The following is a 21,868-nucleotide window of genomic DNA, read 5'->3' on the forward strand; positions in this document are numbered from 1 at the left end:
CCAGCAAGTGCCTACCGCAGAAGACGTAAAGCGGGAAGTAGCAGTGATGGTCGTAATACCGGTTAAAGAACTTACCCGGCTGGTCGCCGTGCACCGGAATATCGGTGCCGTCAAAATCCAGCACGATTTCCTTGGGCGGCTCTTCGTGTTGTTCAATAAAGTGGTGCCAGAGCAGCTCATGGGCCTTCACAATGGTTTGCCGGTCCATTGCCTGTTCCATTCGGCACAGCGTGGATTTGCCAGCCAGAGCGGAGGCGTTACCCGTGGCGGTTTGTAGCGCCTGATCAAAGCGCAGGGCTTCATGGTCATTCAGATCTTCGTAGCCACCGGCCACACCGTAGACCCGTTGCCGGACCAGGGACTTGAGCTCATGACGAATCATCCGGGGATCCCGCTGGTCGGTCAGAGTCTCGGCCAGCCGTTGGGTTAACCGGTGTTGTTTGTCGACTTCGCGCAGTAACAGCAAGCCGGCATCGGAGGTGATATGGCCTCCGGAGAAGTCGGTTTCAATCTGGCGGCGGGAAAGTGGCGAGAAGGTCAGTTTTTGAGGTACCATTTTGGATAGCGGTTGTTGGTGTTGATTGATGGTGTAAGGTCCTGAAATTTTAACACTTTCAGCCGCTTTCTTTTATCCCCTCATGAGAAATTCGGGCTAGCATTCCCCACCATACCCGAATAGCCGATGGAGACACCGATGAAAGCTACCGTTGACTGGACCGGCAATGCCAGCTTCAAAGCCACCAGTGGCACTGGCCACACCGTACAACTGGACGGGCCGCCGGACCACGGCGGCCAGGACCTGGGCCCCCGCCCCATGGAAATGCTGCTGATGGGCGTGGGTGGCTGCTCGTCGTTTGATGTCATGAGCATCCTGAAAAAGAGCCGTCAGGACGTCACCGCCTGCCACGCCGAGCTCGAGGCCGAGCGGGCCGATGCCGTGCCTTCCGTGTTCACCAGGATTCACCTGCACTTTGTGGTAACCGGCCACAACCTGAAAGAAAAGCAGGTAGAACGGGCAGTTAGCCTGTCAGCAGAAAAGTACTGTTCGGCATCAATTATGCTCGGTAAGGCAGGCGTGGAAATCAGCCACAGTTACGAGATCCACGAGGCGGAATAACCGGCTGGAAAAAGTCATTGTAACTACTATCCAATGACACATACGGTATGCATAATACGCAACTTTCTTAAAGGTCTGCGCAAAAGGTGATCAACTATTATGGAAACCAAACTCCAGCTACACGGTTTCAACAACCTGACCAAGTCCCTGAGCTTCAATATCTACGATATCTGTTACGCGCAGACCGAAGAACAGCGTGAAGCCTATATTGATTACATCGACGAGATGTACAACGCCGAGCGTCTGACCCAGATCCTTTCAGACGTGGTCAAGATCATCGGCGCCAACATCCTCAACATTGCCCGCCAGGACTACGAGCCCCATGGCGCGTCTGTCACCATGCTGATTGCCGAGCACGAAGTGACCGACAGTGAAGCCAATAACGAGGAATCGCCGGGCCCGCTGCCAGACACCATTGTTGCGCACCTGGACAAGAGCCACGTAACCGTTCACACCTACCCGGAAAGCCATCCCCACGACGGCGTAAGCACCTTCCGGGCGGATATCGATGTGTCCACCTGCGGCCTGATTTCACCCCTGAAGGTACTGAACTACCTGATCCACAGCTTCGATTCCGATGTCGTGACCGTGGACTACCGGGTGCGGGGTTTCACCCGCGATGTAGACGGCACCAAGCACTACATCGACCACGACATCAACTCGATCCAGAACTACCTGACCGAAGACACCCAGAACGCCTATCAGATGATCGACGTGAACGTGTACCAGGAAAACCTGTTCCACACCAAGATGATGCTGAAGGACTTCAACCTGGATAACTATGTATTCGGCGTGAATGCCAGCGAACTGGACCCGGCCGAAGCCCAGTCGATCGAAGACCGTCTGCGCCGTGAAATGCTGGAGATTTTCTACTCCCGAAACGTGGAGTAATCCGGCCCTGCCGGTGGCCCGGACGGGCCACCGGCCGCTCCTTCAGTTTTTTTGATCCCTCCCGCCAGAATTCTGCGTTTTCATCCTGCCCGTCGCCCCGGTTTAATGGAACCATTGCTAACCGAGAGGACGACACCATGACGCATCGCGCCCTGAAACAGATTATCCCCGCACTGGAGACCTCCGATGGTGCCGGGGTAAAAATCAAACGCTCCCTGGGCCAGCGCCAGAGCATCCGCATGGATCCCTTCCTGATGCTCGACGAGTTCGGCTCTGACCAGCCCCAGGATTACATTGCCGGCTTTCCCGCCCACCCGCACCGGGGGTTCGAGACGGTCACCTACATGATCGAAGGCCACATGTTGCACGAAGACCACCTGGGTAACCGGGGCAACCTGCGCAACGGCGGCGTACAGTGGATGACCGCCGGCCGGGGCATTGTGCACTCGGAAATGCCGCAGCAGGAATCCGGCCTGATGCGCGGTTTCCAGCTGTGGCTGAACCTGCCGGCGGCGGAAAAAATGAAACCGGCCGGCTACCGAGATATCCAGCCCGAAGACATTCCGGCCTTCAGTCAGGGCGGCGCCACCGTCAAGCTGATTGCCGGTGAGATGACCCTCAGTGGTGGCCAGGTATCCGGTACGGTCACCGGCGGCAGTACCGATGCCATCTATGCCGACATTCACCTGGAGCCCGGCAGCCAGCTGTCACTGCCGGTACCGGCCAGCCACAACGCCATGCTGTACCTGTACGAAGGCGACGCCGAGCTGATCACGGGGGACGAGCGCACCCGCCTGCCGGCATCGGCAGCCAGTGTACTGGATGACGGTGACGAGTTGATGCTGGAGGGCGGCACACAGCCGGCCCGTGTGCTGCTGATAGCCGGCAAACCGATCGGCGAGCCGATCGTGCAATACGGCCCGTTTGTGATGAACACCCGGGAAGAAATCGAACAGACCCTGAAGGATTACCAGAGCGGCCACCTGACCGCCTGAGCTTCAGGCGAAGGCCTTGCCGGCCATCAGCTTCTGCACCATGGGCCGGACGATCAGGTCCATGGCCAGGGGCATCTTGGTACCGGGAATCACCAGGGTATCGTGGCGGGACAGAGTGCTGTGGGGAATCACCTGCAACAGCCAGGCAAAGTCGACATCGGCGGCTTCCCGGAAGTGGATCACCACCATGCTTTCATCTTCGGTGGGCACATCCCTGGCAATAAACGGGTTGGAAGTATCCACCAGCGGGATGCGCTGGAAGTTGATGTGGGTATGGGAGAATTGCGGCACGATGTCGTGCACATAGTCGTCCATACGGTTGATGATGGTTTTGACCACCGCATCCGGGCTGTAACCCCGCTGGTTGGTATCCCGGTGAATCTTCTGGATCCATTCCAGGTTAACGATGGGCACCACGCCAATCAACAGGTCCACATACTGGGCAATGTTGTAGTTTTCGCTGACCACCCCGCCATGCAAACCTTCGTAGAACAGTAAATCGGTATCCGCCGGCAATGACTGCCAGGGGGTGAAGGTTCCGGGCTTGAAACCGGCAGCAATCAGCTCCCGGTCTTCATCATGGACATAGTGGCGATAACGGCCGTTGCCGGTATGGCTGTAGTCGTACAGCAAGGCTTCCAGGCGGTCGATGTGGTTGGCCGCCAGGGCAAAGTGGTTGCGCTCGCCGAACTGCCCCTTGGCTGCAAGCCGGGCCATCTGCTCGCGGGTATATCGGTGAAAGCTGTCGCCGCTGACCATCGCCGCGCTGATGTCTTCACTGGCAAACAACCGGCTGAAGATCTGGCCGGTTGTACTGGTGCCCGCTCCGGAGGACCCGGTAACGGCTATGACAGGATGGCGTTTGGACATAAACGGCAAGGCTCCCGGATCAGGTCAGGCTGTCGAGCAGCCGCGGCTTCTCGATCACAAAGCCCTGAGCATAGTCCACACCCAGCTGTCGCAACAGGTCCAGCACGCCCCGGGACTCCACCTGCGAGGCAATCACCTCCCGCTCCATGTAGTGGGCCATGTCGACCATGGACTTCACCATGGTCTGGTCAGTCTCGCTGGCCACCAGCTGGCTGGTGAAGGCACTGTCGATCTTGATCAGGTCCACCGGCAGCGAACGCATGAACTGGAACGAGCTGGGGCCGCTACCGAAGTCACCCAGGCAGAACCGGCAACCCAGCTCCTTCATTTCCGCCATGAAGTCGGCCACCGCCTGCAGGTCATTGATGGCCGAAGCTTCTGTCAGTTCGAACCAGAGCCGTTCAATGGGCGCATCCTGCTTGCTGAGCTTTTCGTAGATAAACTCCAGCAGCGACTGGTCATTCAGGGAGTGACCGGACAGGTTGATACAGATTCCACCTACCGCGCCGGGGTCCGGGGCCTCTTCCCGCAACCAGTCCAGCATGTGACCCACCACCCAGCGGTCCACCACCTGCATCCGGTCATAGCGTTCGGCCATGCGGATGAAGTCCCGCCCGGTAATCAGCTGCCCGCTGTCGTCGTACATGCTGATCAGCACTTCGTACTGGGACGGCATCCTGGCTTTGCCATGCAGCGGGATAATCTTCTGGCAGCGCAGCAACATGCGCTCGTCGCCCGGGTCCTGCAGGTTCGCCAGCCGGGCGGCAATCTGTTCCTGGCGGTCCTGGTCGGCCTTGTCCGGCGCATACTCGGCAATGGTGCCCTCGCCTTTCTTGCGGGCAGCGGTCAGCGCCTGCTCAGACGCCCGCAACCAGCGCTCGCCATTGACCAGCACCGGCAGATCCGGAACCAGCCCCACATTCGCCGACAACGCATACTGGCTGCCACCAAATTCGAACACATCGGTTTCGATGGCGCTGATCAGCGCCTTGGCAATGCTGTTGCCCTTGTCCGCCGGCACCAGCATGGCAAATTCGTTACCCGCCAGGCGCGCCACCGGCCGGCCACCCTCGGCCTCCCGGCACAGGATATCCGCCAGGCGTTTCAGCACTTCATCACCGGCCTGGTAGCCGGCCGTATCGTTCAGTAGCCGGAAACCCCGCAGATCCAGGTACAGCAAGGCCAGGTTTTCTTCCCGCCCCGCCAGTTGCTGGTCGAGCATACGTTCGAATTCCCGGCGGTTCAGCAGGCCGGTCAACTGGTCATGGCTGGATGCCCAGGACAGCTGGTCGTAAACATCCTTGACCATGCGGTCGATACTTTCATCCACCAGCGGCCGATCATACTCGGCATCCGGCACAATCACGCCACGGCGCATCTGGCGAGCCAGGTCTTCCAGGCCCAGCTCCACCACTCTCATGCCCTGATGGTTCACAAAGACAAAGCGGCCGAAGCCCCGGGCCACCCACACCAGCCTGATATGCTGGGGCTGTTCCGGCTGGCTCAGGTCCTTCAGCCATTGCCCGCCCTGCAACTGCTGGGCGCGGGTAATCCAGCGCTGGAGGTTGCGCCGCTCCAGTTCGCTCAGGCCATCCTGGTCCTGTGCTGACGCATCCTGCTCCGGCTCGGCCTCGGGCACATCCACCATTTCAGGCGGCTGCTCCGGCGACCGCACCAGGAACCGTTTGAGTTCTTCCCGAATCCGGGACGAGGGCATATGGTTACCGGAAATAGACGCCAGGCCATCCTGGATCAGCCGCAGCAATTCCGGCAGGTTGATCTCCATCTGCGGGTCTTCACCGAAGGCCTGCAGGGAGTCGATCACCGCCAGGTAATCGGCCCACGCCTGGCTGTCCGGGCCCTGGCGGATCCAGGTCAGCGACAGCAGGTCACGCCAGCCGCCTTCCAGCAGGGTCATCAGTGCCCTGGGCACCCGGCAGCCGGCAATCTTGCGGTTGACCGCTTCAGTGACCGCCGCCCGGGACTCGGATACTTTCTGGGCACCCTCTGCCGCCGCCGTCACCCGCTCAACGTTGCGGCGATAAATCTGGTTCTGGCGTTCGATCAGCCCGTCCAGCTCAGCGAGCGTTTGTTCGAACATCGCCGGGTCCTGCTCGAACTCGGTGGCGATACGGTGCACCAGCTCATCAACCCGGCGCTGCACCACCGGGTTAACCCGGCCGCCCCGGATACCCAGCTCGGCCAGCCGGTTCATCACTTCCCGAACCGGGCTGCCGTGGTCCTCGAAAAACGCAGGATCACGCATCACCACCTTCAGTACCGGCACTTCCAGCCGGCGCATGATGGCCTGGGCGTGTTCACTGAGTTTCGGGCTGGACAACACACTCTGGAAAAAGCGGTCAACCACATCGAGGGTTTCCTGCTGTTCCTCGTTCAGGCCGGCGTCTTCGCCATTTTCCCGAACCTTGCCCAGCACCCGCTCTTTCAGGGATGCGGTATCGTCTTCGTCACCGACAACCTGTAGCTGCAGTTCCTGCAGATCACGGTACAGCTCACCCGGCGACAGCGGCCGGGCATCGGCGTGGAACATCCCGGTTGCCGGCTCCCCGGCGGCCGCCGCCCGACTGGCCTGGAGGGTACTCAACAGGTTGCGGACCGTGGCGAACGCCGTCCGGGCCGACTGGGAATAACCACGGAAGTCACCGGTTGGCCGGTTAGCGGGGTCGCTGATCTTGTCCGCAGTACTTTGCTGATCATCCACAGCCGGTTTCGGCTCTTCAGCCGGCTTTGGCTCCGGCGGCGTCCTGGTTGGCCGGGGATCGGGCTGTTCACTGAGGTAGCGGGACAGGTCGAGATCCGGCAACACACCATGGCGAATCAGTATGTTGTTCAGTTCCCGGTACATGGGCCCGAGTTCCTTCAGCACCGTCAGCTCGAAAACCTTCAGGCAAATTTTTTCCACATCCCGGGACAGGTTGAGCTGCCCCAGGGCATTGTGGAACGCCTCGCTGACCAGGGCCGGCCCCAGCGGATTATGGTGGCCAGTGCGGTTGGCCACCTGCAGGTGATCCAGGCGCAGCTTCAGCTGCAGCAGGTCACCGCGATAGCGGGTGTCGGCCCGGGTCACCATCACCCGTACCGCCAGCCATTCCTCGAATTCGTTCTTGTCGACCACCGACAGCGCCGCGCCGGGCGCGCCCTTGGGTTCGGGCTTCAGAGGTGACTGCAGGCTGGCCGCCATCTGGTGCCAGATGACTCGTTGGCGGCTGTGGATCTGACCGGCCGCTTCCAGGTATTCGTTGGCCTGCTGGCCATGGGAGGCCTTCCTGGCAGCAGCCTGAAGTTCCTCGGCCATCTGAACGATGCAGGCATCCATCAGGGGTTCGATGTAATGGGTAATTGCCCGGGCGGCCTGGTGTAGGACAAACTGGACCCGGTCAGAAGGCGCCTTAAGGGAGGAGCGATCCTGTTCCCGGCTGGCGCCGCACAGCTTGAGCATGGCGTTGACCGCCTCGGGGTCCGAGCGGGTAAAGCTGACGCCCATGGCCCCTTCGGTACGACGGGTGGGTGTCACATGGAACTCGTAACGGCGGTTACCTTCCAGCCCGCGAAAACGCACCACCAGCTCTTTCGGCGCATCACCCGAGAACGCCCGCTCGATCTTGCCGGAAGTTTCGGCAGAATAACGAATGTACATGCCCTCGGCACAGAAATCGGCAATCTGGCACGGCAACGGATTACCTGCACCGATATCCAGCTGGGCTGCGAGTTTGATGGGCTGTCGGGTGCTGCTGCGACGTTCTTTGGGTTCCATGGACATCCTGGCCGGTTACCGGTTCGACGGCGATGGCTGGCAATGTATTTGCTCAGTGACCGTGCAAGTGTTTCATCATAACATTCCATGTCATGAAACAGCTTATTCAGATCAATCTTCTTTTACTACTTCTGGCTGGTGTATCCGGGTGTTCGACTTTCGGCTACTACAGCCAGGCCATCGGCGGCCACCTGTCGCTGATGATGCGGGGCGAGCCGGTAGAGCGCCTGCAAAAGCAGCCGGATACACCGCCGGAATTGCGGCAGAAACTGGAGCTTGCCGAAGCTGCCCGCCGCTTCGCCCGCAACCGGCTCGACCTGCCCGCAGGCGATGCGTTTACCGAGTTCGTGGAACTGGACAGACCCTGGGTGGTGGTCAACCTGGTGGCGGTGCCCGAGTTCTCCCTGGAGCCCCACCGCTGGTGCTATCCGGTGCTCGGCTGCCAGGCTTACCGAGGCTACTTCAAACTCGAACAGGCACGCAAGGAAGAGGCCCGGTTCCGCCTGCAGGGCTACGACACCTTTATTGGCGGGGTGACGGCCTACTCAACACTGGGCTGGTTTGATGACCCGCTGCACACCGGCTTTACCCGCCTGTCGGATGACCGCATGGTAGCGCTGATGTTCCACGAACTGGCCCACCAGGTGGTCTACATGGCCGAAGATACCGCCTTCAACGAAAGCTTTGCGACCGCCGTGGAACTGGAAGGGTTGCGTCTGTGGCTGGAGCAGCAGAACAGTGCGGAAGATTTTGACCTGGCCTTGCTGCGGCAGGAGCACCGAAACCAAACCCTGGCCCTGGTTGAGGCAACTACGGCAGAGCTGGAGCAGCTGTACAACCGGCAGGACAGGCTGACCCCGGAACAACTGCGTGAACACAAGGCAGGACACCTGGAGCAACTGGCGCAGGCCTATGCCCGGCTGGCCGATGACTACCCGGAGCCCGGCCCTTTCGGGGCGCCGCCGGTGCAGCTGAACAACGCCAACCTGGCGCTGTTCCGGCAGTACAACCAGCATGTGCCGGCGTTCCGGCAACTGTTGCGGGAGTTGGACTACAATTTCGGGGAATTCTACCGGCAGGTGGAACAGCTGTCCGGCCAGCCGGAACCGAAACGCTGGGCCCGGCTGGCGGAGTTGTCACATCGGTTTGACGAACACCTTTGAGTTGCGCTGGGTGTTGTAGGCCGCCAGCTTGGGCCCCGGCAGGTTCTGCACAGCCGTCGGCTCGAAGCCCCGCTCCCGGAACCAGTGTTCGGTCTGGGTGGTGAGCACAAACAGTTTGCGGATGCCCTGGCTGCGGGCCAGTTTTTCCACCATAGCCAGGATGTCGTCACCGCGGCCTGCCCGGCGATAGGACGGGTCAACGGCGAAGCATGAAAGCTCGCCTGCGCCTTCATCCGGGTAGTTGTACAAAGCGGCGCAACCCACAATGGTGCCGTCCCGTTCTGCCACCACAAACCGGTCGATTTCGGTTTCCAGCATTTCCCGGGAGCGGCGCACCAGTACGCCCTGCTCTTCCAGTGGCTGGATCAGCTCCAGGATCCCGCCAATGTCTTCCACCCGGGCCTGGCGAATCTGCTCGTAGTTGTCACCGCTCACCAGGGTGCCGGAGCCGTCCCGGGTGAACAGTTCTTCCAGCAAGGCGCCGTCTTCGGCGTAGCTGATAATGTGGGCCCGGCGCACCCCTTTAACACAGGCATCACAGGCAGCTTTCAGCAGCGCGGCATCGTGGCCGGTCACGGTATTGTCGTTCAGCCGCTCGGAAGCCTGGCGCGCAGACAACTCACGGATCAGCGAGCCGTCCTCATCCAGCAGGCCTTCATCATCAATAAAGACAATCAGTTTTTCCGCCTGCAGCGCGGCGGCCACTTGGCTGCCAACATCCTCGTAGGACAGGTTGAAGGCATCGCCGGTGGGCGAATAGCCCATGGGCGGCAGCAGTACAATGTGGCCGAGCTCCAGCAACTGCTCGATACCCCGGCTATCAACCCGGCGCACCCGGCCGGTGTAGCCGAAATCGATGCCATCCAATACCCCGACCGGCTTGGCGGTCAGATAGTTGCCACTGCTGACACGGATCCGCGCGTTGTGCATGGGCGAGTTCACCAGCCCCATGGACAACTGGCTTTCAACGTAGGCGCGCAAGCCGCCAATGGCTTCCATCACCAGCGGTAGATGGTCATCGGGCGTAACCCGGAGCCCGCGGGAGAAGGTGGATTCCAGGCCGGCATCATCCAGCCGCGACTGGATCTGCGGGCGACCACCAAAGGCCACCACCAGTCGCACACCCAGGCTGCTGAGCAAGGCGATGTCGTGGATGATATTAATAAAATTGCGGTGTTCTATGGCATCGCCGGGCATGGTCAGCACCACCGTGCGCCCGCGATGGGCGTTGATGTACGGTGATGAGTGCCGGAACCCGTGCAGCCATTCGTTTGATTTCAAACCGGTCTCCCTGTTCATCCGATACAGAACTGCCTGATCAGTCCCCGCAGAATATCCACCGTGGGCTGTAATTGCGACAATTCCAGGTACTCGTCTGGTTGGTGCGCCTGGTCAATGGAGCCAGGGCCCATCACCAGGGTTTCCAGGCCCAGCTTCTGCAGCCAGGGCGCTTCGGTGGCGAAGGCGACAGCATGGGCGGTGTGCCCGGTGAGCTTTTCGCAGGCTTGCACCAGTGCCGCATCCGCCGGCGTCTCGAACGGTGGCACACCATCGAACAACGGCTCGAAACTGAGGGCCAGCTGGCGCCGCTCCGCCAGCGGCTGGATGCGGTTCAGGATAGCCTGGCGCAGGTTATCCATGTCCATGCCCGGTAATGGCCGCAGGTCAAAGTGCAGCTCGCAGCGGGCACAGATACGGTTCGGGTTGTCGCCACCGTGGATACAGCCAAGGTTAAGGGTGGGCACCTGCACCTTGAAAGCCGGGTTTCGGTACTTCTCCTGCCACTGGCCGCGCAGGGCCAGCAGTTCGGTCATGGCCTCGTGCATACCCTCCAGGGCATTGCGGCCTAAATCCGGGTTCGAGGAATGGCCGGACTGCCCCTCGAAGGCCAGCCGCTCCATCATGATGCCCTTGTGCATACGCACCGGGCGCAGGCTGGTAGGCTCGCCAATCACGGCATAGCGGGCCCTGGGTTTGCCCGCCTCGGCCAGCGCCCGGGCCCCGTTCATGGAGCTTTCTTCGTCGGCGGTGGCAAGGATAATCAGGGGCTGCTTCAGGGGCTGGTCGATAAAGGCTTTCGCCGCCTCGATGGCGAGCGGGAAAAACCCTTTCATATCGCAGGTACCCAGGCCATACCAGCGATCGTCTTTTTCGGTCAGGGTGAAGGGGTCGCTGTGCCAGCGTTTGTCGTCAAAGGGCACGGTATCCGTGTGGCCGGACAGCACCAGGCCGCCGGGGCCGCTGCCCAGGGTAGCCACCAGGTTGTATTTTCCGGGCATGCCCGGCACATCCAGGATCTCGATGGCAAAGCCCAGCGCTTCGAGCCATTCAGCCAGGGTGCGAACCACCGCCTCGTTGCTGTGGTCCCAGTCCGGCGACGCACTGCTGATCGATGGCTGGGAAATCAATCGGGCCAGCATCTCCCGGATGCCCGGCACGCTGGCTTTACTGTCTGTGTGCACCATCCTCGCCTCCCGGCTTGTTGGCGTCAGTCTGCCCGGCCGCGCCGCCAGACTTCGAATTGGCTGATGGCGCGAATCAGTATCGGATAGGATACTTCGCCGCTGCCCACCGAACGGGCGATGTCCATTTCCCTTTCCCCGACAATGTCGAGCCGGCCTTCCAACTGGTTACCGTTCGACAGAGTTATACGAACCTGCCGGCCGATCCAGTCGCTCGCGTTTTCGGAATCTTCTTCATACCACCCCTGCTTGCCCGGCTCTTCCTGGACAGCGACCGGCTCCATGGCTTCAGCCGGCAGAGGCGGCTCAACCACTTCAATGGTGGTCAGGTAAACATCCGGAACCGTGGCGCCATTGTAGGTCACCGGCCAGGCGGCCTCCGGGTTGTCTTCGGTTCGAACCGGGATATCCGGTGTGCCGGTGGTGGCCGCAACCGGGAATACCAGCTCGCCGCCTTCGGTCAGCCACTGTCGATACAGTGCAACGAGTTGGTCACTGGCCTGGTATCCCCGGGCCCGAAGCCCGGCATCCAGTGCAGTTGCCGCCTTGCCTGCCCATTCGTTCACCGTGAGCCCGGTTTCCCGGCCACAGTAGGCTGACAAACGGCGCATCAGGCCACCATCCCGCAAAGTAACACTGGCATTGTCCTGCGCACCGGCCAGGGTCAGCTCCGAATCCAGCAGTTGCAAGCGGGCACCGGGCCAGTGCACTTCCAGGCTGCCGGTATCCACCGTATTCAGTTCCGCGTGCAGGCCTTCGCTGTCCTGAATCAGCAACAGGTCACCGCGGATGGCTTCAATACCCATGCGGGTCAGGTCGCCGCTGCCCAGCTGCTGGCGCGGGTCCGGCGCACAGGACAGCACAACCAGCGGAGCCGGTGCATCCTCGGCTTCAGCGCCGGCGGTTACCCAGTTGCGGAACATCACCGGTTCCAGAACCATGCTGGCCTGCTCTACCTTCAACTGCCAGTCAGATGGCAGCGGCTCCGGGTACATCAGTGCCGTCAGCAGGCTCACCGGCGAGCCGGTGTCCAGCTCCACCAGGCCCAGCTCCAGTGGCTGGGTCAGCCGGAAGTCCTGCCAGCCCGCTTGTTTCAGCAGTAACCGGCCATCCAGTGCCGAGCTGATGTTGCCTCGCTGCAATACACCGACCTCCGAGAGTGCCGTGCGCGCCTCCGCCAGGCGCTGATCCGCCAGCCACCAGGCACCGGCCTTGAAGCCGGCAAACACCACCAGGGCCAGGATGATCAGAAAGGACAGCAGGCGCTTCATGCCACGGTTACTCCCGGTTATCGGCTTCAGTTACGGGAAATCAGGGTACCGACACCTTCGTCGGTAAAGATTTCCAGCAGACAGGCATGGGCCACCCGGCCATCAATGATGTGGGAGGTACGCACGCCGTTTTCCACCGCACTCAGGGCGCAACGGATTTTCGGCAGCATGCCGCCGTGGATGGTGCCGTCTTCGATCAGGTCGTTGACCTGCTGCGCGGTCAGGCCGGTCAGCACCTTGTCGTCCTTGCTCTTCAGGCCGGAGACGTTGGTCAGCAGGATCAGCTTCTCCGCCTTCATGGCCTCGGCCACCTTGCCGGCCACCAGGTCTGCGTTGATATTGTAGGAAGCACCGTCCGGGCCGACACCGATGGGCGCAATCACCGGAATCACGTTGCTGCGGGTGAGCATGTCGATCACATCCACATTCACGCTGGCCACTTCGCCGACATGGCCGATATCAATGATTTCCGGGCGTTCCAGCTCCGGGGAACGATCCACCACTTCCAGCTTGCGGGCGCGGATCAGGTTGGCGTCTTTTCCGGTCAGCCCCACGGCGGTGCCGCCTTGGGCGTTGATCAGGGAAACGATTTCCTTGTTGACCTGGCCGCCAAGCACCATCTCTACCACATCCATGGTCTCGGAGTCGGTCACCCGCATGCCGTTCACAAAGCGGGACTGGATGTTCAATCGCTCCAGCAGCTCACCGATCTGGGGGCCACCACCGTGCACCACAATGGGATTGATACCGACCAGCTTCATCAACACCACGTCGCGGGCGAAGCTGCTCTTCAGGTCTTCATTTTCCATGGCGTTGCCGCCGTATTTGATCACAACCGTCTTGCCGGTAAACCGTTGGATATAGGGCAGGCCCCGGCTCAGTACCGAGGCCACCTGCATTGCTGTTTCACGATCCAGCGCCATGGTGATGTGTTAATCCTTACTGTCAGAGAATGGTTTGAATCAGAAATCGGCCACCAGGTCCGGTGCCGCTTTCTGTAACTGTTCCCGGAACACGGACTTGATCCGCTCCAGGGCGTCTTCGTTTTCGGCCTCGAACCTCAGCACCAGCACCGGCGTGGTGTTGGATGCCCGGCACAGGCCCCAGCCATCGGTGTAGTCTACCCGCAGGCCGTCAATGGTACTGACGTTGCCGTCGCCGAACTCAGCCTGCTGCTCCAGGCGTTCGATAATGGCAAACTTGTCGCTCTCGGTAACCTGTACATTCAGCTCAGGGGTGCTGATGTCTTCCGGGAAGTCCTCGAACACCTCATCGCTGTGGCGATCTTCAATCCCCAGGATTTCAAGCAAGCGGGCGGCGGTATACAGGCCGTCATCAAAGCCGTACCAGCGCTCTGCAAAGAAGATGTGCCCGCTCAGTTCGCCCGCCAGCAAGGCACCGGTTTCCTGCATCTTGGCTTTCATCAGGGAGTGGCCGCTCTTCCACATAATGGGCCGGCCACCGGCTTCGGAAATCACCCCAGCCAGGCGACGGCTGCATTTGACGTCATACAGCACATCGGCACCCGGATTGCGGGACACCACATCCCGGGCGAACAGCATCAGCAGGCGATCGGGCCAGATAATCTTGCCACTGTTGGTCACCACGCCAAGCCGGTCGCCATCGCCGTCAAAGGCCAGGCCGATATCCGCGCCGGTTTCCTGCACCTTCGCGATCAGGTCCTGCAGGTTCTCGGGCTTGCCCGGGTCCGGATGGTGATTGGGGAAGTCACCGTCAACGTCACAATGCAGCGGTGTCACTTCGCAACCCAGTTCTTCCAGCAACATGGGGCCAAGCTCACCGGCAATTCCGTTGCCGGCATCCACAACCACCTTGAGGGGTGCGGCCACGGCAATATCACCGACGATCCGGTCCAGGTAGGCCCGGCGCACGTCTTCCCGGGACAACTCACCCTGGCCGGCACTGAAGTCGGCATTCTGGATGCGGTCATACAGCTTCTGGATAGCATCGCCGGACAGGGTTTCGCCCCCCAGCATAATCTTCAGGCCGTTGTAGTTGGCCGGATTGTGGCTGCCGGTCACCATCACACCAGAGCCGGTTTCCAGGTGGTGGGCGGCAAAGTACAGCACCGGCGTGGGCACTGCGCCCACCTCGATCACGTTACAACCGGTGGAGAGCACACCCCGTGCCAGCGCATCGGCCAGGCCCGGGCTGGAATGCCGGCCGTCGTAACCGATACACAAAGACGTAACGCCCCGGTCGGTCGCCTCAGAGCCGATGGCCCGGCCAATAACCTCGACAACGTCCTCGGTCAGGTTATCGCCAACAATGCCGCGGATATCATAGGCCCGGAAAATTTCCGGCCGCACATCCACCTGCGAGGTCTCAGCCAGAACCGGTTCATCCTCGTCAAACAGTTCGTCGTCGAACATCGGGGCATCGCCGAAGCCCAGGACGTCTTCATCGCCATCCATCATATCCACATCGGGAATGTCGTCCTGGAACATGGGAGCGGCGCTATCGGAGGCAAGTGCACTGGCCCGGGCGGGCTTGCCGTTGCCATTCTCGCCGGCCTTGTTTACCCGGCTGTCTACCGCCAGCGACAACCGGTGCAGCACTTCGCCGGCTGAGGCCACCGTATCCCAATGCAACGCCGGCAGGCGCAGCCGTTCACCGACAAAGGCCTTATGGGCCCACTGGATCAGCGCAGACATATCTTCACGGATACTGCGCTGGGCTGCCGCCAGCAGCATCCACACCAGCAGCGCTGCCAGCAGGGCCGGAATACCGATCAGCAGTGCCAGTGCCATGGGGCTGACCACCGGTTCCGGCGCCGAGGCTGCCTGGTACACCACGGACCAGTCCGGGTTGGTCAATGTGCGGGTTTCTGAGGGCCCGTTTCCGTTACCGGCGCTGGCAACGGTTCCGGAACTGCCGGAAATGGTCTGGACCAAGGCCAGCTGACCGCCCAGCCGGCCATTGGAGACCGTCAGCATCGGTTGCAGAATGTCAGCATCAAAGACAGCCAGTACGGTTCCGACGACCGCATTGCTCACCGGATTCCGGACCGGCGCAGCAAACTGGATATACCAGACACCATCCCGGGGGAAGGCGTCTGGCTGCAGCGGCAAACCTTTTTCGGCCCGACGAGCCAGCTCAGCACCGGCAAACCCCAGCAAGGAGCCGTTATTACCAGCCCGCGGGATATCACCATAGGGGAAGACAAACACCGAACTGGCGCCGGGCAAGGCGGTTTGCAGCTGGCTGGCCAACGCCTCGGTACCGGTGTCTCCAGCCAGGCCCCGGAGCACATGGGGCTGGTTGGCGATGGCCTGAACCTGTTCCTGCTGGGCGGTAAAATACTGATTCAGGCGCTGCTGGGCGCTGTCGGCTTCCACCTGACGCGATGCTTCATGGCGCTTTTCCGCCGCCGGCATCACCGACAGGAAATACACGGCGAGCACAGCGACCACACCGGCCAGTAACACTGCCAGTGCTTGCTGCAACGCAACCGACCCCAGGCGACGACCCCTTTTGGCCACCGGCTCCTGTGACTTGCTACTTTGCTCTACTGGGCTCTGTTCCGGCGTCTGGTCCTGGGCGGACTCTTTGCTCTTCTTTTTACCGAATTTCATAGTGCATCCCGCAGTTATTTTTGAGTCCCGATGCTGCCTTGCTCTGCGAAGTATAGCTGGCAGCCGTGCTGACGGCTCTCAGCCTTTAGGGTGTGGTCAGTGGCTCCCGGTAGAGCCAAATCCGCCGGCACCCCGTTCGCTGGCATGGAACTCCGACACCACTTCAAACTCCGCCTGAACCACCGGAACCAGCACCAGCTGGGCAATGCGCTCGCCCACCTCAATGGTGAACGGGGTCTGACCCCGGTTCCAGCAGGACACCATCAGCTCGCCCTGATAGTCCGAATCGATCAGCCCCACCAGGTTACCCAGCACAATACCGTGTTTGTGGCCCAGGCCACTGCGAGGCAGGATCATGGCCGCCAGCGCCGGGTCTTCGATATAAATCGACAGGCCGGTGGGGATCAGGTGGGTTTCCCCGGGCGCCACCGTCAGCGGCTGCTGGACACAGGCCCTGAGGTCGAGGCCGGCAGAACCGTCGGTTGCGTATGAGGGAAACGGGATCCCGGTTCCGATACGGTCGTCCAGAATCCGGACCTGTAAATTCTTCTTGGTCATGCGTTTTCAATCCTGTCACTGTGGCTGGCAATGAGCGTAACCAGTCGCTCTGCGATGGCCTGTTTGCTGTCCGGGCCGATGGACTCCTGGCCTTCCGGCCAGAAAACCGTAACGGCATTCTGGTCGCTGTTAAAGCCCAGCCCCGGCGCAGAGACATCATTGGCCACAATCATGTTCAGTTTCTTGCGCTGCATTTTGTCGGTAGCGTAGCGGGCGACGTCTGTGGTTTCCGCCGCAAAGCCCACGGTAAAGGGCGCATCAGGCCTGGCCGCGATGGTGGCCAGGGTATCCGGATTGCGCACCAGCGCCAGGCTCATGGCTTCGCTGGTTTTCTTGATCTTGTCGCCGGCGCAGTTTTCCGGCCGGTAGTCCGCCACGGCGGCGGTGGCGATAAAAACATCGCAACCTTCGGTGACCGCTTGCTCGGACGCCCGCAGCATATCCCCTGCCGTCACTACCGGGCGCACTTCCACGCCCTCCGGGGCCGGCAGGTTTACCGGGCCACTGACCAGCACCACCCGGGCACCGGCCGCCGCTGCGGCACGGGCAATGGCGTAGCCCATCTTGCCGGAGCTGTGATTGGAGATGTAGCGCACCGGGTCAATGGGCTCCCGGGTTGGCCCCGCAGTGATCACCAGCCGTCGACCGGCAAGCACTCCCGTAGCCGGGGGTTCCGGCGGCGCCATAACCAGCCGGGCCAGGGCTTCCGGCTCCAGCATCCGGCCCGGGCCGGTATCGCCACAGGCCTGCTCACCCTGATCTGGCCCCCACAGGGTAATCTGTGGATCTTCTGAGAGCAGCTGAACGTTGCGTTGGGTGCGGAAATTTTTCCACATGGCCTGGTTCATGGCCGGCGCAACCGCGATCGGCGCCTCGGTAGCACAGCACACCGTGGTCAGCAGGTCGTCTGCCATACCCTGGGCCAGCCGGGCCAGGAAATCGGCAGACGCCGGCGCGACCACCACCTGGTCGGCCCACTTGGCCAGTTCGATATGCCCCATGCCGGCTTCCGCCTCCGGGTCCAGCAGGGACGTACGAACCGGCTCGCCGCTGAGGGCCTGGAAGGTCAGTGGCGTTATGAACGCCTCGGCACCACGGGTCATCACAACCCGCACTTCCAGCCCGGCTTTTTTCAGCAACCGGACCAGTTCGGCACTCTTGTAGGCGGCAATGCCACCGGTGATTCCCAGCAGAATTCGCTTGGCAGCCATGGGGGCTCCGTAATCCCGTAAAATGAAAGGGTTATAAGATAGCACGCCACGGGCCGGCAGGCAGCCTGCGCGGCCACCCCGTTCGTTTACCAAATGTTACCTTTTCAGGTAACCTTTGTAATTCTGAGAACCCGATGCAGGACGCATCGCCCGTATCAAACCAAAGCAAGGAAGCCCGGATGACCGATTCCAGCTGGCCCACCGACGAGCGGCCCAGAGAACGCCTGCTCGCCCATGGCGCCCAATCCCTGTCTGACGCCGAATTACTGGCCATTTTTCTGCGCACCGGCACGACCGGCATGCCGGTGATGGCGCTGGCACGACACCTGATTGACGAATTCTCCGGCCTGCGGGGGCTGATGACCGCCTCCCGCCGGCAGTTTCTGCAAGTGAAAGGCCTGGGTACCGCCAAGTACGCCCAGGTGCAGGCCGCCATGGAAATGGCCCGGCGGGTCATGGACGAACCCCTGCGCCAGGGTGATCCGCTGCGCTCACCGGCAGACACCCGGCGCTTTCTCACCAGCCGGCTGGGCACCTATCCCCACGAAGTATTCGCCGGACTGTTCCTGGACAACCGCCACCGGGTCATCCAGTACCGGGAGCTTTTCCGGGGCACCATCGACGGCGCAGCCGTGTATCCGAGGGAAGTGGTGCGCCAGGCCCTGGAAGACAACGCCGCAGCCGTCATTTTCGCCCACAACCATCCCAGTGGCGTGGCCGAGCCCAGCCAGGCCGACATTTCCCTGACCCGCAGATTGAAGGAAGCGCTGGGATTGGTGGATATCAGGGTTCTTGACCATATGGTTATTGGCCACGGTGAGGTAATATCGCTGGCTGAACGAGGGTTGATGTAACCGCTGCGGGGTCGCCACCGGAAAACTGGACAATTTCCCAACAATTTTTTGCGTTGGCTGGCCAGTTCTGGTATAAAAGCGTCCCTTTCTGGCGGCGTCTGGCGAGCAGCGTTCAGTTTAGAGGCGCGAACCGGTAGCAGTTATGGCTCCGGAGCAACCAGAGACGCATTAAATAACGAATTCGTATAGATAGACCATTGCTCAGGTCGGAGGCAAGTATGTCCAGAGTTTGTCAGGTTACCGGTAAGCGTCCGGTTACCGGTAACAATGTATCCCACGCGATGAACCACACTCGTCGTCGTTTTCTGCCGAATCTGCAGAACCACCGTTTCTGGGTTGAGTCCGAGAAGCGTTTCGTGAAGCTGCGCGTATCCACCAAGGGCATGCGCATCATCGACAAAAAAGGCATTGACGCTGTGCTGGCCGATCTTCGTGCCCGCGGCGAGAAAGTTTAAGGAGCCGCATCATGCGCGAGAAAATCAAGCTGGTTTCATCAGCAGGTACTGGTCACTTCTACACGACCAAAAAGAACAAGCGTAACACCCCGGAAAAAATCGAGATCAAAAAGTACGATCCGGTTGTCCGCAAGCACGTTGCGTATAAGGAAGCCAAGATCAAGTAATTGATCCTGCCTCCACGAAAAACCCGGCCATGGCCGGGTTTTTTTGTGCCTGAATCTGGAGCAGGATCAGAAGGTTTGCAGGTATCCCTTGGGCAGGGCGACGTCCATGGCGATGGGCAGGTGGTCCGACACCGGATAGCTCACTACTTCAGAACGGCGGATCTCCAGCGACGGACTCACCAGGATATGATCCAGCGCCTTTTCCGGCCGCCAGCTGGGGAAGCTGTGGGCGGTATCCGGCAGCGGAATCAGGTCGGTTTCTTTCAGGGGCGTCCTGGTCAGCAGTTGTTCTGCATGGGCATTCATATCCCCCATCAGCACCACATGCCGGTAGTCGGCAATCAGCTCCCGGATATACCCCAGCTGGCGCTGCTGCGCCGACTTACTCAGGGACAGGTGCATCAGCACCAGCACCAGGGGATCATCCTCTGCCCCGTAACGGGCAATGATGGCTCCCCGGCCCGGAATCACTCCCGGCAACTTGTGCTCGGTCACGTCCAGCGGCCGGAACCGGCTCAACAGGCCATTACTGTGCTGGGCAATCTGCCCCAGATTACGGTTCAGCTGCTGATGCCAGTACGGAATGCCTGCCGCCTCGGCCAGGTATTGCACCTGGTTTATATAACCACTGCGAAGACTGCCACCATCGCACTCCTGCAAAGCCACCACATCGTACTGGCTGAGCAGGGTTGCGATTCGATCCAGGTTCTCGATGCGCCGGCGGTTAGGCAGGAAGTGTTGCCAGCTGCGGGTGAGGTAGTGGTGATATGACGAAGTATTGATGCCCACCTGGATATTAAAGGTGAGCAAACGGATATGGCGGTGGGCCTCAAACTCGGGCACATGCTCGCTGCCCGAGCAGGCACCCCGGGGGCTTTCTTGCGATTTCAGAATCCCGTTCAGCTGATTGCGGATCCGTTTATACATGCGCGCAAATCCCCGGACTGCTCCAGAAAACGGCCAGCGTCAGCGCTGGCACGCGGCCACCGTATTACTCGGCTCCTGCCTGCTCCTGCTCGGCCAGGTATTCGACTACCTGAAGAACATTCTCGTGGCTGCCAGCCATGGAGGCACTGACCACATACTTGCCATTTACCAGCATAGTCGGTGTTCCGGTGATGCGCGCACCACGGATCTTGGACTGCGCCTGCTGCACCCGGGCACGTACGCCGAAGCTGTTGTAGGTGTCGACAAATTCCTGGGCGTCCACCCCGTAGTCAGCCACGAAATCCGCCAGTGCCTCTGCAGAATTCAGCGGGCGACGCTCCCCGGCCAGCGCATTGAACAGGGCGTCGTGCACCTTGTCGAGTTCACCCATGGCTTCAAGGGCGTAGAAAGCGTAGGCATGGGGCTCCCAGCTTTGTCCCAGGGCCGCCGGCAGGCGAACGTAGTTTACATACTCCGGCGCCTTCTCTTCCCAGGCTTCCGCCAGGGGCTTGAAGTTGTAACAGTGGGGGCAGCCATACCAGAACACCTCGGCCACCTCGACACCGCTGTCTGAGGCGGTACGAACCGGGTTATCCAGCGTGCGGTAATGTTTGCCATCCTGCCAGGACTGGGCATTTGCCACGCCTGAAACAAGCAGGGCAGCTGCAAGAAATACAACAGAGCCAAAGCTTCTGATCATCGAAAATCTCCGAGCCATGATTTTGAGTTATCGGGAATTATGACCCAGCATACGGAAAAAGTTCCACCGCAGGCCATGGGCAAATCGTTACAGAAAGGTAAATAGCAAAAACCCCGCCGAAGCGGGGTTTCTGACGCAGCGTTACCAGGAACGATCAGTTCAGGCCGGAAACGTAGTTGGCAACTGCCTCGATTTCCGCGTCGGTCAGCTTGGAGGCCACATCCATCATGATGGCTGCGTTGGCACCGCCAGCGCGTTCACCGGAACGGTAGGCATTCAGCTGCTTGGCAACGTACTCGGCAGTCTGGCCACTCAGTGCCGGATAGCCCGCAGGCTCGTTACCGGTACCACGAGGGTTGTGACAACCGGAACAGGCCGGAACACCGGAAGCCATGTTGCCGCCACGGTACAGGGCCTGGCCCTGTTCCACCAGCTCTGGATCAGCCTGGCCAACCACCATGTCCTGCTCGTTGAAATAGGCTGCCAGGTCCTGGAGATCCTGGTCAGACATGGCGTCCAGCAGGCCTGTCATTTCAGGAATCGGACGGTCGCCGTTCTTGATATCTACCAGCTGCAGGTATGTGTAACGCTCGCCGATACCGGACAGCTTCGGATACACAGTCATTACTGGCTTGGCTCCGCCCTGTCCGTGGCAGCCGGCACATACCGCTGCATTCTGTTCACCCGCTGCCGGATCTCCTGCCCCGTGAGCCATTGCTGTCAGGCCAACTCCGAGAACAACTCCTGCGATCAGTCTTTTCATGCTCGCTCCGCTTCTCTCATCTTTGCATCTTGAAAGTATTCTTCGTTGTGCAACCGGCAAGCACTGACAAAACAGGCTCATAACCGGGGCTAA

Annotated in this window: 19 protein-coding genes and 1 pseudogene; 7 read left to right on the plus strand and 13 right to left on the minus strand. The window is 60.7% G+C overall.

Annotated elements, in window-relative coordinates:
* Positions 1 to 556, minus strand: a pseudogene (locus AC13DJ_RS06855) (IS1380-like element ISMaq3 family transposase); the annotation flags it as partial.
* A 138-nt stretch (positions 557 to 694) separates the two neighbouring features.
* Between AC13DJ_RS06855 and AC13DJ_RS06860 the strand changes: the two are divergent.
* The 3 genes from AC13DJ_RS06860 (at position 695) to AC13DJ_RS06870 (ending at position 3,003) form a co-directional block, all read left to right on the plus strand.
* A complete protein-coding gene (locus AC13DJ_RS06860) occupies positions 695 to 1,117 on the plus strand; it encodes an OsmC family protein (protein WP_022988451.1) in 423 nt (140 codons plus the stop codon).
* Positions 1,118 to 1,216: 99 nt separating this feature from the next.
* Positions 1,217 to 2,008 carry an adenosylmethionine decarboxylase gene (gene speD, locus AC13DJ_RS06865; RefSeq protein WP_022988452.1) on the plus strand — a complete coding sequence of 264 codons (792 nt, stop codon included), beginning with the start codon at positions 1,217 to 1,219 and terminating at the stop codon, positions 2,006 to 2,008.
* Between the two features lie 137 nt (positions 2,009 to 2,145).
* Positions 2,146 to 3,003: a pirin family protein gene (locus tag AC13DJ_RS06870; protein ID WP_482933674.1), complete on the plus strand. Its 858-nt coding sequence runs from the start codon at positions 2,146 to 2,148 to the stop codon at positions 3,001 to 3,003.
* 3 nt (positions 3,004 to 3,006) lie between these two features.
* Here AC13DJ_RS06870 and AC13DJ_RS06875 read toward each other — a convergent pair whose 3' ends face one another.
* Both AC13DJ_RS06875 and AC13DJ_RS06880 read right to left on the minus strand, forming a co-directional pair.
* Positions 3,007 to 3,873 carry a phosphoribulokinase gene (locus tag AC13DJ_RS06875; RefSeq protein ID WP_199458227.1) on the minus strand — a complete coding sequence of 289 codons (867 nt, stop codon included), beginning with the start codon at positions 3,871 to 3,873 and terminating at the stop codon, positions 3,007 to 3,009.
* A 19-nt stretch (positions 3,874 to 3,892) separates the two neighbouring features.
* Positions 3,893 to 7,648, minus strand: coding sequence for a DUF1631 family protein (locus AC13DJ_RS06880; RefSeq protein ID WP_482933675.1), 3,756 nt, complete (start codon positions 7,646 to 7,648; stop codon positions 3,893 to 3,895).
* Between the two features lie 92 nt (positions 7,649 to 7,740).
* Between AC13DJ_RS06880 and AC13DJ_RS06885 the strand changes: the two genes are divergently transcribed.
* On the plus strand, positions 7,741 to 8,811 hold the full coding sequence (locus AC13DJ_RS06885) for an aminopeptidase (protein ID WP_482933676.1): 1,071 nt from the start codon (positions 7,741 to 7,743) through the stop codon (positions 8,809 to 8,811).
* Here AC13DJ_RS06885 and argA read toward each other — a convergent pair.
* The 7 genes from argA to coaBC all read right to left on the minus strand — a co-directional run bounded on the left by argA (position 8,785) and on the right by coaBC (position 17,909).
* Positions 8,785 to 10,092, minus strand: coding sequence for an amino-acid N-acetyltransferase (gene argA, locus AC13DJ_RS06890; RefSeq protein ID WP_058342444.1), 1,308 nt, complete (start codon positions 10,090 to 10,092; stop codon positions 8,785 to 8,787). The two genes, AC13DJ_RS06885 and argA, sit on opposite strands and share 27 nt — an antisense overlap.
* Positions 10,093 to 10,106: 14 nt before the next feature.
* Positions 10,107 to 11,276 carry an acetylornithine deacetylase gene (gene argE / locus AC13DJ_RS06895; RefSeq protein WP_289101558.1) on the minus strand — a complete coding sequence of 390 codons (1,170 nt, stop codon included), beginning with the start codon at positions 11,274 to 11,276 and terminating at the stop codon, positions 10,107 to 10,109.
* Positions 11,277 to 11,299: 23 nt separating this feature from the next.
* Positions 11,300 to 12,544, minus strand: a complete 1,245-nt coding sequence (locus AC13DJ_RS06900; protein ID WP_482933677.1) for an acetylornithine deacetylase — start codon at positions 12,542 to 12,544, stop codon at positions 11,300 to 11,302.
* Between the two features lie 26 nt (positions 12,545 to 12,570).
* Positions 12,571 to 13,467, minus strand: a complete 897-nt coding sequence (gene argB / locus AC13DJ_RS06905) for an acetylglutamate kinase (RefSeq protein WP_022988460.1) — start codon at positions 13,465 to 13,467, stop codon at positions 12,571 to 12,573.
* Positions 13,468 to 13,506: 39 nt separating this feature from the next.
* A complete protein-coding gene (locus AC13DJ_RS06910; protein ID WP_482933678.1) occupies positions 13,507 to 16,140 on the minus strand; it encodes a phosphomannomutase/phosphoglucomutase in 2,634 nt (877 codons plus the stop codon).
* 96 nt (positions 16,141 to 16,236) lie between these two features.
* Positions 16,237 to 16,698, minus strand: coding sequence for a dUTP diphosphatase (gene dut / locus AC13DJ_RS06915; protein ID WP_022988462.1), 462 nt, complete (start codon positions 16,696 to 16,698; stop codon positions 16,237 to 16,239).
* A complete protein-coding gene (gene coaBC, locus AC13DJ_RS06920; RefSeq protein ID WP_199458234.1) occupies positions 16,695 to 17,909 on the minus strand; it encodes a bifunctional phosphopantothenoylcysteine decarboxylase/phosphopantothenate--cysteine ligase CoaBC in 1,215 nt (404 codons plus the stop codon). The genes dut and coaBC overlap by 4 nt, the downstream gene beginning before the upstream one ends.
* A gap of 179 nt (positions 17,910 to 18,088) precedes the next feature.
* Between coaBC and radC the strand changes: the two genes are divergently transcribed.
* From radC to rpmG, 3 genes are all read left to right on the plus strand, one after another.
* Positions 18,089 to 18,763, plus strand: coding sequence for a RadC family protein (gene radC, locus AC13DJ_RS06925; protein ID WP_011786974.1), 675 nt, complete (start codon positions 18,089 to 18,091; stop codon positions 18,761 to 18,763).
* Positions 18,764 to 18,981: 218 nt separating this feature from the next.
* Positions 18,982 to 19,218 carry a 50S ribosomal protein L28 gene (gene rpmB, locus AC13DJ_RS06930; RefSeq protein WP_011786975.1) on the plus strand — a complete coding sequence of 79 codons (237 nt, stop codon included), beginning with the start codon at positions 18,982 to 18,984 and terminating at the stop codon, positions 19,216 to 19,218.
* Positions 19,219 to 19,229: 11 nt separating this feature from the next.
* Entirely contained in the window at positions 19,230 to 19,385 is a 156-nt protein-coding gene (gene rpmG, locus AC13DJ_RS06935; RefSeq protein WP_008173465.1) for a 50S ribosomal protein L33, read from the plus strand.
* A 66-nt stretch (positions 19,386 to 19,451) separates the two neighbouring features.
* Here rpmG and AC13DJ_RS06940 read toward each other — a convergent pair whose 3' ends face one another.
* The 3 genes from AC13DJ_RS06940 to AC13DJ_RS06950 all read right to left on the minus strand — a co-directional run bounded on the left by AC13DJ_RS06940 (position 19,452) and on the right by AC13DJ_RS06950 (position 21,775).
* The gene (locus tag AC13DJ_RS06940; RefSeq protein ID WP_288370298.1) at positions 19,452 to 20,312 is read right to left on the minus strand and encodes an endonuclease/exonuclease/phosphatase family protein; all 861 of its coding nucleotides are present in this window, start codon (positions 20,310 to 20,312) and stop codon (positions 19,452 to 19,454) included.
* A 64-nt stretch (positions 20,313 to 20,376) separates the two neighbouring features.
* Positions 20,377 to 21,012, minus strand: a complete 636-nt coding sequence (locus tag AC13DJ_RS06945) for a thiol:disulfide interchange protein DsbA/DsbL (RefSeq protein ID WP_058341966.1) — start codon at positions 21,010 to 21,012, stop codon at positions 20,377 to 20,379.
* 154 nt (positions 21,013 to 21,166) lie between these two features.
* The gene (locus AC13DJ_RS06950) at positions 21,167 to 21,775 is read right to left on the minus strand and encodes a c-type cytochrome (RefSeq protein ID WP_482933679.1); all 609 of its coding nucleotides are present in this window, start codon (positions 21,773 to 21,775) and stop codon (positions 21,167 to 21,169) included.
* Positions 21,776 to 21,868 lie beyond the last annotated feature (93 nt).

This window comes from Marinobacter sp. L-46 (genome assembly GCF_056859535.1).